General features: G+C 60.9%; 10 protein-coding genes. 5 read left to right on the plus strand and 5 right to left on the minus strand.

Annotation, left to right across the window (positions count from 1 at the left end; all coding sequences use genetic code 11):
- Positions 1-596: 596 nt before the first annotated feature.
- Positions 597-1,019, plus strand: coding sequence for a GlcG/HbpS family heme-binding protein (locus ACZ5C7_RS02070; RefSeq protein ID WP_464374734.1), 423 nt, complete (start codon positions 597-599; stop codon positions 1,017-1,019).
- A gap of 547 nt (positions 1,020-1,566) precedes the next feature.
- Here the strand turns inward: ACZ5C7_RS02070 and ACZ5C7_RS02075 are convergent.
- Positions 1,567-1,842 (minus strand): DUF7513 family protein, encoded by a 276-nt coding sequence (locus tag ACZ5C7_RS02075; protein ID WP_464374735.1) that lies wholly within the window; start codon positions 1,840-1,842, stop codon positions 1,567-1,569.
- The gene (locus ACZ5C7_RS02080; RefSeq protein ID WP_464374736.1) at positions 1,839-3,410 is read right to left on the minus strand and encodes a Na+/H+ antiporter NhaC family protein; all 1,572 of its coding nucleotides are present in this window, start codon (positions 3,408-3,410) and stop codon (positions 1,839-1,841) included. The genes ACZ5C7_RS02075 and ACZ5C7_RS02080 overlap by 4 nt, the downstream gene beginning before the upstream one ends.
- Positions 3,411-3,580: 170 nt before the next feature.
- Here ACZ5C7_RS02080 and ACZ5C7_RS02085 point away from each other — a divergent pair, with 170 nt between their 5' ends.
- The 3 genes from ACZ5C7_RS02085 (at position 3,581) to ACZ5C7_RS02095 (ending at position 7,160) form a co-directional block, all read left to right on the plus strand.
- Positions 3,581-4,645: a pyridoxal-phosphate-dependent aminotransferase family protein gene (locus tag ACZ5C7_RS02085; protein ID WP_464374737.1), complete on the plus strand. Its 1,065-nt coding sequence runs from the start codon at positions 3,581-3,583 to the stop codon at positions 4,643-4,645.
- A 591-nt stretch (positions 4,646-5,236) separates the two neighbouring features.
- Positions 5,237-5,506: a hypothetical protein gene (locus ACZ5C7_RS02090; RefSeq protein ID WP_464374738.1), complete on the plus strand. Its 270-nt coding sequence runs from the start codon at positions 5,237-5,239 to the stop codon at positions 5,504-5,506.
- A 442-nt stretch (positions 5,507-5,948) separates the two neighbouring features.
- The gene (locus ACZ5C7_RS02095) at positions 5,949-7,160 is read left to right on the plus strand and encodes a glycoside hydrolase family 88 protein (RefSeq protein ID WP_464374739.1); all 1,212 of its coding nucleotides are present in this window, start codon (positions 5,949-5,951) and stop codon (positions 7,158-7,160) included.
- Between the two features lie 161 nt (positions 7,161-7,321).
- On the opposite strand, the gene ACZ5C7_RS02100 is transcribed toward ACZ5C7_RS02095, so the two are convergent.
- Entirely contained in the window at positions 7,322-9,148 is a 1,827-nt protein-coding gene (locus ACZ5C7_RS02100; protein ID WP_464374740.1) for a DUF2264 domain-containing protein, read from the minus strand.
- 100 nt (positions 9,149-9,248) lie between these two features.
- Positions 9,249-11,999 (minus strand): family 78 glycoside hydrolase catalytic domain, encoded by a 2,751-nt coding sequence (locus tag ACZ5C7_RS02105; RefSeq protein ID WP_464374741.1) that lies wholly within the window; start codon positions 11,997-11,999, stop codon positions 9,249-9,251.
- Positions 12,000-12,333: 334 nt separating this feature from the next.
- On the opposite strand from ACZ5C7_RS02105, the gene ACZ5C7_RS02110 reads away from it, so the two are divergent.
- Entirely contained in the window at positions 12,334-14,505 is a 2,172-nt protein-coding gene (locus ACZ5C7_RS02110) for an RICIN domain-containing protein (RefSeq protein WP_464374742.1), read from the plus strand.
- 63 nt (positions 14,506-14,568) lie between these two features.
- Here the strand turns inward: ACZ5C7_RS02110 and ACZ5C7_RS02115 are convergent, their stop codons facing one another.
- Positions 14,569-15,546: a family 43 glycosylhydrolase gene (locus ACZ5C7_RS02115; RefSeq protein ID WP_464374743.1), complete on the minus strand. Its 978-nt coding sequence runs from the start codon at positions 15,544-15,546 to the stop codon at positions 14,569-14,571.
- Between the last annotated feature and the right edge of the window lie 134 nt (positions 15,547-15,680).

Raw genomic sequence — 15,680 nt, forward strand, 5'->3', positions numbered from 1 at the left:
ATTTTTCCGAGTCATCCCCGCTAGCTCCGTTGGCGACCACGTACTGGCGGTAGTTTCACCCCATCCGGAGCAACTCGGAGAGATGAATTAGTTGAAGGTTCGCACCGAGTTACTGGTTGGTTGATCCCGCCTGACGAACAGTTGTCCGGCGATACCGGATATCTCACGCCGTCAACCGATAGTTGTGGTGAGTGAAGTTACAGAACACCACAGGATGGTCGTATAGTTACATTCAGCACGAGTGTGATAACAGAGCACTTCCATTACAGGCGTATATCTGTAAGTCAAAGGAACAAGAATTGTCCGCCATCACCGGACAGAGAACTGTTTCGCCGATACTCGTTTTCGTGGACGAAACCGCGTCACAGAAGTCGAACACAGGACAGAAGAATGGGTCTAGAACGGAGACGGACGGAAAAACGAACACGAACGGGCCGATAGTGGGACGGACAGCTGTCTTCGATAATCCGACGAAGCCGGATAGAGATACTGTTTATCACCGCTGCGCCGGCCCCGGCTGAATCGGAAAAACGACCGACCCAGCGCTTTGCTATTCCAAAGACAGTTTATAGGAAGACGCTGTACTCGAGTGCGTAATGCAAAGCCAGCAGACGGTTTCACTAGACGAGTCGAAGGAAATCTTAGACGCCGCAGAATCGAAAGCACAGGAGCTCGGAGTTCCGATGAACCTCTCCGTGACGAACAACGAAGGCAACTTGATCGGATTTCGCCGAATGGACGGTGCGAAACTCGTCGCCGCGAGTATCGCCCGCGACAAAGCCTACACCGCGGCGGCCGTCAAAAAGCCGTCCGAAGCCCTCAAAGAGGGATCCGAACCGGGTGGTGACGTCTACGGGCTCCAGTCCACGGATGACAACCGCGTCGTCACGTTCGGCGGCGGAATTCCGCTCGAGGTCGACGGCGAGGTCGTCGGTGCTGTCGGTGCGAGCGGCGGCGACGTTTCGGAGGACATTGCAATCGCCGGAGCCGGCGTCGAGGCGTTCGAGGCCTCGAGGTAAGCGGGCGAGCGCTCGAGTTCGTCGATCGACCCTCGAAACGGTCGAAACTGGTTCTTCAGTTTCTCCACAATGGTCGATTGTAGAGATGCGGTTCAGAATCGACTTTTCGTAAACTTATCTCATACATCTACATCTAAATCTCTCGAGCTTTCCCTTTTATCGACGGTGAAAGTCGGTTGGTCCGACAGTCGTATCGAATACGATCGGTGCTTCGTTCATCGGGGAATGCTAGAGGAGAGAGTACTCGTTTCTCAGGATCTTCACGGAATTTTAGACGAAGTATCTCCGTTCCAACGATTTATCGTCAAGTGCTGTTTTCGGGGAACAAACGCCCAGTATCGGGGATATTTGATTGTACTGAGCAGTATCGAACCTGCGGTGCGATCGAACGGCATCTTGCTCAATAACTACTTGGTAGCCGATAGAAATACAGAGATATATTCTATATTATACGAGTTTGTTTGGTGTCTGGGTGTACACTCAATATATCGGTCGCGAAAACGACCGGCGTAGTCGGTCGTCCGAGAACGGGCGAGAGAGCTGTTCGTTACTTGGTGTAAGAACTCTCGCCGACGACGTCCAGAAACTCGCCGCGACCGGTCGCGGTCGCCTCGTCGAACTCGGTGACACGAACCAGAACGCGCTTCTCGACGGTGCCGAGACCGGCGCCTTCGACGGTGAATTCGGTGTCGCCGACGTACGCGTGGCCGTGTCCATCGCTGTTCGTTTCTGCGATAAAGACGGCTATTTCGTCGCCAACGTCGAACGACGGTGTAGTACTACGGAACGTCCATCCCTTGAGGTACTTCGCGAACAAACTCATACTCGTGCCACCTCCTCACTTTCGCGGTCGGTAACGTACTCTCTCCCGAACCCGGTGATCGCTGCGATAACGAAGACCGCCACCAATAGCCACCCCTGAAAGACGAACGGAACGACGTCGATGGGCGTGACGAGCATGTCCGCCTCGAGCCAGTCGTAGGCCTCGGGTAGATCCTGCATCGCCGTATAGCCGGCCAACACACCGCCGGACCACGGGAAGATGTACCCGAGTGCGGCGGTCTGTCCGTCCAGAATATTCGCCCGGCGGTAGCCGTTCAAGTTGAATCGCTCACCGATCTTCGAGATGTAGGGGCCGATTGCGACCTCTGCGGCCGTATTGATAGTGATGACGGCGTTGATCAGCGCCGCGGAACCGACCATCGTCAGTTCGGCGTTGCGAACGTTCGTCGCGAGGTTCTCGATCGACCACTCGAGGATCGCATCGAAGGCTCCGCCTCGTATCATGATCTGTGCCGCCGCGATGATCAACAACACGAGGATAGCGAGTTCGAAGAAACCCGACGCGCCGGCAATGAGACTTCCGCTCACGCCGACCGCGTCGGCGTCCTCGACGACCGTCAAAAACGGAAGCGCATCGAGCGGCTCGGCAAAGGGGGCGTCCGGCGGGGCATTGAACGAGACGATACCGCCGATCGTCATCAACTCGAGGACGAGATTGGCGACGATAGCGGTCACGATTCCCCAGGAAATAGCTTCGACGATGTGACGCCCTGCGACGGCGGTCCCGATGACGACACCCATCGAGACGAGGTGAACAAGGCCGATCGCCTGGGTTTCCTGGTCGAGAATCGCCTGTGCATCGACGCCGATATCGAGACCGGTCATCGCCGAACCGGCGACGAGGTAGCCGCCGAACGCGACGACCGCGGCGATGATTACGTACTTGAATCGAGAGGCGACGACGCCGCCGATATCGGAGTCCTGCGTGACGGCACTAACGATTGTCGTGTCGCTTACCGGTGCGAGGTTGTCGCCGAAGATCGCCCCCGATAGGATCGCACCGAACATGAGGACGGGATTCGCTCCGAGTAAGATGCCAGCGGGGAAAAACAGGACGACGAACGCAACTGCCGCTCCGTATCCGGTCCCGATGCCCGTCGTGAACAGCGCCGCCAGTACGAACGTCACCGCGGGGAACAGCGTTGCTCCGATCCCGGCGATATCGGCGAGCCAGATCAATCCGCCGACGAACCCTCCGTCCTGAAGCAGTTCGGCGAACATCCCTGCCCAGATCCAGGCGACGATGGCCGTCACCGCCACGGGTTGAGTCATCCCTTCGAAAATCGTGTTCGCGTACGACGCCCAGTCTCCGCGGACGAAGAACATTCCCGCGATGATCCCGATCAGAATGCCGACGATCAACCCGCTCTCAGACTGGATGCGCAACAGCGCCGTCTGGAAAATCGCCCAGACGATAAAAAACACGATCGGCAGTGCGCTCATTCCTCGGCCGCCGTAAAATGATATTCGTGGTCCGGTCTCGTCGTCACCCTGGACGAATGAATCAGTTGGATCGTCCGTCGACGAACTATCATCGATTCCGTTCATTGGAAATCACGGTTCGTACAACTAAATCAATCTTGTTAAATCTTACCAGAGGTACTGTTAGACAGCGATAGCGTTCGGAAATAGGCCTCTCGAGGATATCGGATCGAGCAGAAGACCGAGAGAGCTACCCGACCGCAAGCGGCTAATGATTGGAGGTTGCACGGATAGACATGCAATTCACACCCGGACCGACGGCGGTGCCGCCGGCAGTACGGGAGACGATGGCAGCCGAACAACCGAACCCGGATGTGGAAGCCGCGTTCGCTACCCGCTACGACGAAACGTGTACGAAACTGGCAGCGATATACGAAACGTCCCACGACGTCGTCGTCCTCGGCGGTGAAGGTATCCTCGGCCTCGAGACGGCGATCTCCTCGCTGGTTTCGCCCGGCGACCGCGTCCTCTGTATTTCTAACGGGCTCTACGGCGACGGGTTTGCGGATTTCGTCGACGCTTCCGACGGCGACGCGACCCTCGTTTCTGGGCCGTACGACGAGGGGTACGATATCGATACCGTCGAAGCGACGCTCGAGGCGGCGGCGTCCGCCGATGAACCGTTTTCAGTTGCGACGCTTGTACACTGCGAAACGCCGACGGGTGCGCTCAACGATTTAGGGCCCGTTCTGGACCTCCTCGAGGAGTTCGACGTCCTCAGCGTCGTCGACGCCGTCTCCTCGCTCGGCGGAACCTCGGTTCCAACCGATCGAATCGACGTCTGTCTCGGGGCCTCCCAGAAGTGTTTCAGCGCGCCGCCGGGGTTGACGACTGCGGCGATCAGTGACCGAGCCTGGGAGCGAATAGAAGAGCGAGAGCCATCCTCGTTGTACACTAACTTCCTCCCGTGGCGGGACGTCTCCGACGGGTTTCCCTACACCCACCTCAGCGCGAACGTCGCCGCGCTCGAGACGGCGCTCGACCTGCTCCTCGAGGAAGGACTCGAGAACGTCTTCGCTCGCCACGAGAACGCGGCGCTACGGTGTCGCGAACGCGGCTCCGAGCTGGGCCTCGAGAGTTACTGCACCCCCGAACTGCAGTCGCCGACCGTGACGGCGTTTCGTCTGCCGGGAGAAGCCAAACGAGTACAGCGACGAGTCGCAAAAGAGGAGAACGTCGTTTTGGCGACCGGACTCGGGGAGCTGGCCGACGACATCCTTCGGATCGGGCACATGGGATACAACGCGGACGTCGAGAAGGTTAATCACGTAATGGGTGCAGTCGAAGCCGTTCTCGAGTGAGTATTGAGCAGTGCCGAAGGAGTTGCGTTTTCGATTTTATGAATAAACTAGTTCATGTTATTTTTAAACCAATTTAATAGTGTGGTACTTGCACAATACTAATTACTGTAAATTCCCATATTAATCATATAATACCCAGTAACTTGAAGAGATAAAGACTCAATTCCCGAAACGCTGCTGAAATATATTAGAAAAGTCCCTTTTCAACAAGATTTTAAATTTCGGCGAGCGAAAGTCACCGGCGAACACGTGGAGAAATACCATAAGTATCAGCTAGAGGATGTGATAAGCGGCAATCGGTTAAACCGATCCAATGTGAACCATCGGTATTTGAAGAGAACCTACCGTGTATTAGTGTTCTAAATAATCAATATTACACAGAGACAGATATAGCAGTAATCCATCATAAATTGGCTGCTCGAGTTGCCTTCCAAAGGGATGCTACCGGCGGGCGAGGAAGCGATTGTGAGCTATTTGGAAGGGGTCGCGAGTGGGTTATTAGACAGTGTGTCGACAGGTCGAGACGAATTTGCTCTTGGAAATCGATCACCCTCCCGAAACAGATAACATCGTTCGGAACGATATCGAAGCATGTCCGTCGATGCCACTGACGAGCAGCGTTCGAACCAGTCTGACTCGACTAGCGCCGCGTCTTCGTTCGGCCTGGGGCTCGCCGAACCGCTTCGCGGATCGCGTTCGATACAGGTCGCCCTGATCGGATTGGTAGTGACCGTCGTCGCGGCCATCGTCAACACCGGTGTCTGGCCGGCGATCATCGGCGTCTGGGGAATCGGCCTCGTACTAATCGGCGCGATTTCCCACTTGGCAATCCGGTACTCGCGACGCAGTTCTCGAGGCTGAGAAACGATCGGTGCCGCTCTCGGACTATCAGCACTCGTCTGACACCGACGACGACTCGCCGCCGGATCGAGTCGACTCGTCGAACCGTCGACATTCGGACGAGCGACGAACTCCGTAGGCTCAACAACGCAACTCCCACAGCTTTCGGCGCTGGCTCCATGGACTCGAACACCGAATACAGGGAGCGAACGCGGCTCGAGGGAGCGCCCGTTTGGGCGGGGGCAGCCGCGGCGTTCGACCTGTACACACCCCGAGCACCAGTTCGTCGCGTTCGAGCCGAATCGCGACAGACCTCGCAACGAACATCCCCCGGAAACGATGTTGACCGTTCACGAATTCGAACTGGGAGACTGATGCTTCTCGGATCCGCCGTCGACGATCACGCTCGAGAGCAGTTGTGACCGTCGGTGCGTTTATTAAAAATAGTCGTGTGCTCTATCGTATGACGCGAAATTCCTCGACACTCGTAGCTGACGTTTCCGATCCGGGTGTCCCGAGCCGGTACGACAGGTGTCGATCGACCCCCGAATCAGCATTCCGTGGGGCGTTGATCGACGCGGTCGACGTGATCGATTCCAATTTGGCGTCGTTTCACGATCGGTTTCCGACGGCCTCGAGCGACGACCTCGTCTATCCGTCGACGGACAACTCGAAGGGGTGGACCAGCGGATTCTGGACCGGACAGTGTTGGCTCGCCTATGAGGTGACCGGAGACGAGCAGTATCGAAACGCGGCACAAACGCAACTCGAGACGTTCGCTCGACGGCTCGAGGACGGCGACGTGGAGACCCACGATTTGGGATTTCTCTACACGCTCTCGGCGGTCGCCAGCTATCGACTGACCGAGAAATTCGAGTCCCGGGAACTCGCGGTCGCCGCCGCGGAGTTGCTGGCAGATCGATACTGGGATGACCTGGGATTGATTCAGGCGTGGGGGCCGATCGACGCGTCAGCACCCGACGAATGGGTACAGGGTCGGCTGATCGCCGATACGATGATGAACCTCCCGTTGCTCTTCTGGGCCAGCGAGACGACCGGCGAGCAACGGTACGCGACGATAGCCGACGCCCACGCCCGAACGAACGTCCGACACATCGTCAGGGATGACGCTTCGACCGCTCACACGTTCAAATTCGATATCGAGTCGGGAGCACCGGTCGGCGTGGAAACCCACCAGGGATACGCCGACGACTCCTGCTGGGCGCGCGGCCAGGCGTGGCAGCTCTACGGGTACGCGATCGCGGCGACGTACACGGGCGAGTCCGCCGACGCCGAACTCGCGTCGAAACTGGCCAACTACTACCTCGAGCGCGTCGAAGCGGATCACGTTCCGCGGTGGGATTTCGACGCCCCGACCGACGACGGAGTACGTGACTCTTCCGCCGCCGCAATCGCCGCGTGTGGCCTCGACGAACTCTCGAGGATTCTCCCGAGCGCTGACGATCGAACACGCCAGTATCGCAACGCCGCCCTCGCGACGCTCGAGTCGCTCGCCGAGAACTACACCGCGGATCCCGACGGCTCGAACGGGCTTCTGAGGGAGGGTGCGTACCATCGGACCGACGGCGACTTCGACGAGTGTTGTCTCTGGGGCGATTACTTCTACGTCGAGGGGTTGGTTCGGGCGACCGAGCAGTGGGAGCGATACTGGTAGGGGCGAAATTACCGTCGTTCCCGCAGTGTCGGTTCGTTTGACCGCGGGTCCAAACCAGTTACAGACTCGGCGGTTGTGACGGTCTGTGCCGTCTGGACGGAAGCGTTCACTACTCGTGTTCGAGAGTAGTTCTCAGTATCCGTGTTCGATAGCCGTTCTCACTATTCGCGTTCACATCGAATCAGTTCCTCGCCGTCGGCGTCGGTCACGACGAGCGGGTCGGCGGACGCGAGTTGCGGTGACCGCTTCCATCGGTCCTCGCCGTCGGCGCGAGCCGCCGTGACTGCCCCGACTAGCCAGTGAGTTCCCGGTTCGTGCTCGCCGACGAGCGTCGGCACGACCGTTCGCGGGTGACAGACGTTCGTGTTCGGATCCTGCCCCGTGGTTTCGCCTTCGCGTCGTTCGCGGAGATCGCGAATGCCGCTCGTTCCCCCCGGCGACCGACACCGCGCGCTCCCGTCGCTCGTTTGGTGTCCGTTGGGCTCCGATCTATCGTCATCGCCCCGAGGCAACGCAAAGCCGCCCTCGGCGCTGTGGACCGGTCGGTCCGTCTCGAGCCGGTGGACGCGGACGTGCCACGGGGTGGCGGGAGCGAGCCACGTTTCGACGCGGACGTCGTCCCAGGGAGTCCATCGGGAGTAAAGCGTTTCGTCCCGGACGCCAGTTTCGTCGACGTCGAGTCGGATTCGATAGTTCCCGCCGTCTTCACTCAGCGCGAGCGCGCTGTCGTGACCCGCTCCCTCGAGGCCCGGACGGCGGCTTCGGACGCCGAATCCGAACGCGCTCGAGTAAGCGAATTTGGTGTACTTCTCGAGGTAAGGCGTCGACTGCCCCGCGGCGAGCGCGTAGTGATGATCTGCCGTCCGATCCCGACAGACGACCAATTTCGGTTCGGGTTGGACCACCTGCTCGGGTAACTCCGAGAGCGGCTTCGGCTCCGCCTGCCAGAAGGGATGATCCGACCCGAGCGCAAGCGGGAGAAATACCTTGAGCGCCCAGTAGGGCGAACTGGGCGAGTTGTACGGCTCGCTCACTTTCAGCGTCGGGTACCGATAGCCGACCGAGAGCACGCCGCCGTCGGTGAAGATTGGCTGATTGGCCCACCACCGAAGGTTTCGGAGCCACAACCCCTTGATCTCACCCCACGGGAGCGCTTCAACGTCCGCGAACGCGAGCGCGCCCCAGAACGCCGCCTGTGCGAAGCGGTAGGTCAGACTTCGACCGTAGGGAAGCGCGGCACCGTCCTGACGGAACCAGTGTCTGAACTGCGGCGCGAACTCGACGGCTCGCTCGCGGAAGCGATCGGCTCGGTCGGGATCGATCTCCTCGGCGACCGTCGCGTAGATGAGTCCGTACGTGTGCATCGCCCAGGGAATGTAGTAATCCACCGCGTTCTCCTCGGGCGGTCCGTCCGCGTACCAGCCGTCTCCGATCGCGAACGACTCGAGTTTGTCGAGCGTCTCCCGGGACAGTTCGCGGTCGTACTCCACCCCCACGCGCTCGAGCCCGAGGTGAATCAGCTCTCGGAAGAACAGCCAGTTGCAGTCGTAGAGCGAGGCGTCGTCCACCTGTCGGAGGTACGCCGCGAGGCGCTCTTTCGTCTCCGCCTCGAGGGGATCCCAGAGGATTTCGGGAACGAGCGCGAGTCCGAATCCGATGGCGGCGGTCTCGACGTGTTTCTGGGAGTTGTCACCCGCAGGCCCCCAGTACTCCGGATGGTCAGGGTCGGTGCCGTGTTTGATTCCCTCGCGGATCCGCGGCCAACCGTCGAAGTCACCGCCGCCGGCGGCGAGTGGCACGAGTCCCCACAGCGGACGGGCGAATCCCTCCAATTCCGCCGCCGTCTCGGGAAACCAGGCGCTCGCCGACCCGGGTTTCACGCGGGCAGAGCCCGGACTGCGGTGTGTCTCGAGCGGGTCGATCAACTGTCGAACAGCGCGTTGAACGTCAGTTCGTGACGCTAGCGGATTATCGGCGAAGCAGTTCATACGGAAGGCTCTCGAGCGAATCAGTTAATCCTTCCGCGCCAACCGTTTTGTCGCGTACTGCTGATCGACGGTTCATCGGGCGATTCGACTCGATCACGGATTACTCGAGTTCGAACCGGTACCGACCGGATTCGACGTCGATAGAAACCGCTTCGCCGAATCGAGTCACGGTGACGCCCTCGAGAGCCGGTCCCGACGACGGGTCCGGTTTCGATGACGAAGCGTCATCCGCCGTCAACGCCGTTCCGTTGACTCGCACGGCCTCGGCGTCGACGGGGACGGTCACTGAGGCGGTCGCGTTCCAGGGCACCGTCACCTCGAGTCCGAACGACTCGCCCTCCCGACTCCAAGAGACGTCCACCGTTCCCCGTTCGGTCGGGACCCGTCCGGACGCGGCCTCGAGGCCCGACGCCGGCGGACAAATCTCGAGATGACCCCCCTCGCGCTCGGCGACGCGGACGCCGAGCAGAGCGCGCTGAATACTCACGAGCACCGGCGCACCCATCGCGTGGGACTCGCTCCGATTTCGTCGCTCGCTCGTCGGCAGGGCTGGATCGCGACAACGCCAGGTTTCCCAGGTGAACGTCCCACCCTGCTCGAGGATGTTCGCCCAGCCGTCGTCATCGGGGTTCGTGACCAAGTCGACCAACGCGTCGATTCGATCCGCCGCCTCGAGCGCTTGACAGAGCCACGGGACCATCATCGGCCCTATCTGCATGCCCATCTCCGCGACGTGATCGGCGACCCGATCGACCGCGTCGTCTGGAACGAGTCCGAACGCGAGCGCGAAGGCGTTAGCGTGCTGAGACCGGCTATCGCTAGCATTGGTGGCGTCACAGCCGTCGACGTACAACTCGCCGTCGAAGAGGTGGGTCCGAATCGCGGCCTCGAGGCTCGCTCGTCGGTTCCGGTACGTCTCGAGTTCGTCGACGGGGCGCTCGAGTTCCTCTGCGATGATAGCGGCCTTGTCGAAGGCGTTTGCGCCGAGAATGTTGATCGTTGTTCGGGCGGGCCACTCGCGGTCGTAGCCGTAACGCATCTCCGGCGGCCAGTCGGCGATCCCCTCCTCGTAGGGACCGCCCTCGCCGCCCGAGAGGTTCATCACGAGACCGGTTTCCGCGTCGACGTGGTCGGCGATGTACTCACAGATCGCTTGCACGACGGGATAGGTTGCCTCGAGAATCGCCCGGTCGCCCGAGATCCGGTAGTACTGCCAGACCCATTCGGGGAAGGCCTCGGTGAAATCCGGAATGTCGCGCTTGCCGTCGCCGTTGGGATAGACGGCGTTCAGCCTCCCTTCCGCTTCCCAGTAGCGGTAGTGCGAGCGGACGAACTCGAGAATCGCCTGACGGGTCAGTGCGCGCTCTCCAAATGCGCGCGTCGACACCGCCGAGATGTTCAGCGCATCCAGAAGGAACTGCCCTTTCTCGCGAGTCGGCGTATCGATGAACTGCTCCTGGCACCCGTAGAGCGCCGAGTGACGTGCGAGTTCGAAGACCTCGTCGACGGTTTCGTTCGACGACTCGAAGGTCGCCGCGCGCTCGTCTGGAACCTCGTTGTGAAGCGCGCGCAGCGAGACCTGCTCGGGCTCGAGTTCCTCGCCCGGCGCGTCGATCTGCAGGTACCGAATTCCCAGGTAGTTAAACGGCCGGAACGTACACTCGCCGTCGCGCTGGACGTACCCGTACCGCATATCTGTCCACTGGGTTCCCGCTTGCTCGTGGACCGTTCCGTCCTCTTGGAGACGGTATCCGGCCCGCAGGTCGACGCGGTGTCCGGCGGTACCGTGTTCGAACGCGACGATCGGAAGGCCGGGGTAAATTCGACCGAAGTCGACGACGTACGTCTCCTCGTCGACTCTGGCTACGGACTCCGGTTCGACCCGCGACCCGACGACCTCGCGATCTTGTGCGATGAGTCGGTCCCACGGATTGGTCGGATGAGAGCCGATCGTGCCCGCGGGATCCCACCCTTCATCATCGAATCCGGGTTTCGACCATCCCCGGGGCGCGTCGCATCCGTCGACGAGCTCGACCGACTCGCCGATTTCCTCGTTCCGTAGCGGAGCCTTCTCGTCCCATTCGGCCTCCCGGAGTCGCCAGGCGTCGTCGGTGACGATCGTCCGTTCGCTCCCGCCGGCGAGTTCGACCTCGAGTTGGCAGAGAAGCCCGGGCTCGCCGGCCGGCCGTCCCTGCCCCTCCCCGTGCCAGGTAAAGAGCGCGCCGATCGCGTTTTCGCCCGCCTCAAGCGCATCGGCCAAATCGACCGTCTTGTAGTAGTGGGAGTCGGGATAGGAAAACGACTGCCCCCGGTCGACGCGCTCGCCGTTGACCGAGAGTTCGTACTGGTGGCAGGCGGCGACGTGTGCGCGGGCCCGTTCGACGGAAGTGTCGTCGGGGAGGGTTAGCTCGCGGCGAGCGTAGGTGAACTGTCCGCGTTCGAACTCGAGAGGGGAATTGACGCCGATCTCGGAGGGGCGGCGGATCCAGTTTGCGTCCCAGTCATCCGGATCCAGTAATCCTACACCCCACATCGCCGGATCGCTCCAGGCGCTTTCGTCGTCGCCGTCCCAGATTCGTACCTTCCAGTGGTAGTCCGTGCCGGACTCGAGGGGCGGCCCGTCGTAGATGACCGAGGACTGTGTACGTTCCCGCTTGCCGGTATCCCAGATATCACCCTCGTCGTCGGCCAGTCGTTCCCGACTCGAGGCGACGAGTAGACGATACGCGGTCTGACTCGCGCCGCGTCGCTCCGTGTCGACCCGCCAGCGGAGATCGGGTTCTCGCGCGTCGATGCCGAGCGGATTAGTAGCGAACTCGGTTTTGAGCGCCATCGGCTGCATTCGCGTCATCTGTGTCGATTTTTTCGGCGAGACAGTAATACGTATCGGGCCGTCTGAAAATAAGAGTCCAACCGATCCGTTCACACAGGTTGCAAGGTACGGGAAATGAAACGGCGTGAATGAGAACCGTTATTGGAATCGAAGCGCGGACCATTTACGCGAGTGAGTAGCAGCGTCCTGACTCGGTTCGCGGACGGACTGCTTGCTCCGGAGTCACCGCGACCGCACACCGTCCACCATCGGCTGTCACCATAGCCGCTCCTCGATTCGGACTAGTAGTATCACTGATAGCCTTCAGAGATATTCAGTAATTATAAATGTGGCTTCGAGAGAGAGAGCGACCATGGGAAGAGATGACTTAGCAGATAGTAGTCGATCGGACAGACAGGGAAACGACGGTCTATCACTCACGCGGCGGACCGCGCTGGGGATGCTCGGCGTCGGAACCGTCGGCGCTGCGATGGCCGGTTCGGGAGCAGCGGATACTGGAAATAGCGGCGGAACCAACGCACGCCCGTGGAACCAGGACATCGACGCGCAGGGACACGATCTGTTCGACCTGCACGGACTCGAGGTCGAACACGTCTACACGGCCGCACGCGACGCCGACGTGATCGTCTGGAAGGACGACGACGGAGTGTTCCACGCCGATAATCGCGAGGAGACCGTAGCAAGCGGCGAGGATGTACTCGAGGTGACGCAGGCGGCCGTCGACAGTCTGACCGAGGGGCGCGACTGGAAGGAGACGGTCGCGGTGGTTTCGCCGAGCACCGTCGGCCCCGTCGAAACGACCGAAGACGCGCCGGACCCGTACGAAGACTCGGACGTGATCGAGGGAATCGAACTGCCGAGTTACACGGTACTCGACGTGCCGGCACCGATGCGCGTCGAAGAGGAGGGCGACGAATCGCTCGTCGATCCGGTCAGGGTTTCCGATGCCGAACACGTCGAAATCCCCAACCTCCACGTCGTCGGTAACCCCCGCTTCGGGATGTTCCTCCAGAGCGTGCGAAACCTTCGGCTTGGGAACGTTCACATCGAAATGACCGACGAGAGCCCGCGCGGAAACATCGGCGTACGGATCGACGGCTTCGCTCACGGACGCGGCGACGATACCGTTCGCTGTGAGGATATTCAGATCGACAACGTCTACGTGGAGAACTCGGGCGGCCACGCTTTCGAAACGTACGCCGTCGATCGAATTCAGATCGGGAAGGTCATGGTAAACGGCACGGATGCCGGAGCCGGCGTCCTGCTCAACGACACGACGGACGCGACCGTCGGGTCGGTGGTCGGGACGGACATCGACCCCGGCGGCGGCTACGCCGGGTTCCGCGTCGCCAACGACACGCACGACGTGACTTGTGATCAGGTCATCGTCCGCGGCGGAGCCCGCGGTATCTTCGGCGTCTCGGGATCGCACAACATCACCATCGGCGAAGTCAATATCTCGGAGATGTTCGGCGGAATCTTCATCGAGGACAACCAGAACGTCACGATTCAGGGCGGCGTCGTAAAGAACTGCGACTGGGAGGCCGTCCGCATCCACTCGAGAAACGACTTCCAACACGACCCGTCAAACGGCGTCACGATCAGCAATCTCCGGACGTACGACGATCGCGACGAGGACGACAGATCACAGGAGTACGGGATCTACGTCTCCGGCGAACAGACCTCGAACGTTCGAATCATCGACTGCGACGTTCGCGGCGGCGGAACCGACCAGAACATCCGCGTCGACGCCGACGAGACGGTCCTCGTGAACAATCACGGCGGCGGGCTCGAAACGGGAACAGTCACGCTCGAGGGCGACGCGGCGCCCGCGGCGGTCGTCGAGGGCGTTAGTCCGTTCGGCTCTCAGCGGCCGTCGCTGCGCGCCGATCCCGTGGAAATCGGGAACGCGACGTTCGCCTACGATCACTACTTCGTGTGGAACGCCGACGACGAGGCCTGGGATCTCCACTTCGAGTGGAAACACGACCCGAACGAGGACGTCGAGGTCCAGTACGTCGTCGACAACCCGCGGGCGGATATCGGCGAGTGGGATCCGGACGAGGGCGACGGCGAACTCGAGGAACTTCCGGAGGGGACCTACCAGATCACCCCAGAGATCAACGCGGACGATATCGTCGTCAGCGCCGCGGAGCTAGCGGACGGTGCCGATGTCTACACCGAAACCGTGAGCGAAGTCGACGATCAGGAATGGCAAGTCACCGAACTCGAGGATGGAATCTACCGTATCGACGCCGCGGACGATTCCGACTTGGTGTTCGAGGCCGCAGATGGAAACGGCGACACCGGTACGCAACTGCAACTCGGGACGTGGGCGGACGAGGAGTACCAGCGGTTCGAAATCGTCCCGCGAACGCCCGACACCTATTCCATCGAACCGACCCATGCGAACCTCGCGGTCGACGTCTGGGAGGGAGACGCCGAGCCCGGTGCCGAACTGCGCCACTGGGATGCAGACGGCGGAAACAACCAACTGTTTTCCTTCGACGGCTCCGACTCGTAACGCGAGAACTGTCGCTTCCGGGCCCCGATTCACCCTATCGATCGGATTCGGGTGACACGCTGGTTACCGGCGACTTTCCTCGAGATACGCGTTCCGATCACACGTTATCCACCCGTCCTCGAAATCCAATTCAGCCACCTGAAGTGCCGTCTGCCGGGCTCGCTCGCCGTCGTCCGGTTGGGCGTTGCGTTCGTCCGCTGATTGGTGAACGTGATAGAGGACGTACGCGTCGCCGTCGACGACGAACGCGTCCGGATGCCCGCCGTGCCAATCGTCTCCGGGCCGCGATCCGGCCTCGTCGAGCAGTCGTCCCGGTCGTCTGGACCACTCGTCGCCGTCCGCGGATCGCCAAACGCTCAGCCCGTCCCAGGAATCGGCCAGGAGCCAGTAGAAGCCTTCCCACTCGAAGACGATCGGGGCTTCGTGGGGCGGCTCCTCGAGCGTCGGCCTCGAGGCGGGCTCCCACGATACGAGGTCCTCGCTGTCGGCGGTGATAGTGCAACTGTTGGGCTCTCGTTTGTACCACATTCGCCACGTGCCGTCCGCGAGCTGATGGACGTCTGGATCGATAACGCGATCGTCACCGAGGTCAAGCGCGCCCTCGAACGTCCATCCCGCGAGAGCGAGCGCGTCGTTCGTGAAGTGGACGATGTCGCGGGGGCGCTCCCAGGTCGTGGGGATTCCGGTGATATAGCTCACGAAGAGATGGTAGGTTCCGTTGTGGTGGAGTATCTCGGGTGCCCAGTACGTGTTGTGTCCGGGTTCGACCGAGAGCTCGAGAGTACCGCGGTAGAGCCACGACCGACCGTCGTCGTTCGAGGTGGCGATACCGACGTCGCTGCCGTGGATCCAGCCTTTATCGTTGATGGCGGCGTTCGCACGTCGCTGGGTATAGAGGATCCACCACTCCTCGCGCTCGCGATTCCACATGATCGACGGATCCGCCGCGCCGTCGAAAATCGGATCGCGAAACAGCGGTGCCGGTGCGTCTTCGATCGCAAACTCCGGTTCGCGCTCGTCGGGAAGCGGATTCCACGTCATGGATAGTGATTGTCTCACTCGAGACTATTTGCTAGTCCCTCATACGTGTAGCGGATGAACGGTCCTGTCGCTGCACTCCGTGTGAGAGGTACACGGATGGGTTCGGATTGCACCGGATATCAGGCGACGGGTTA

The sequence above is a fragment of the Halostagnicola alkaliphila genome, from assembly GCF_055379965.1.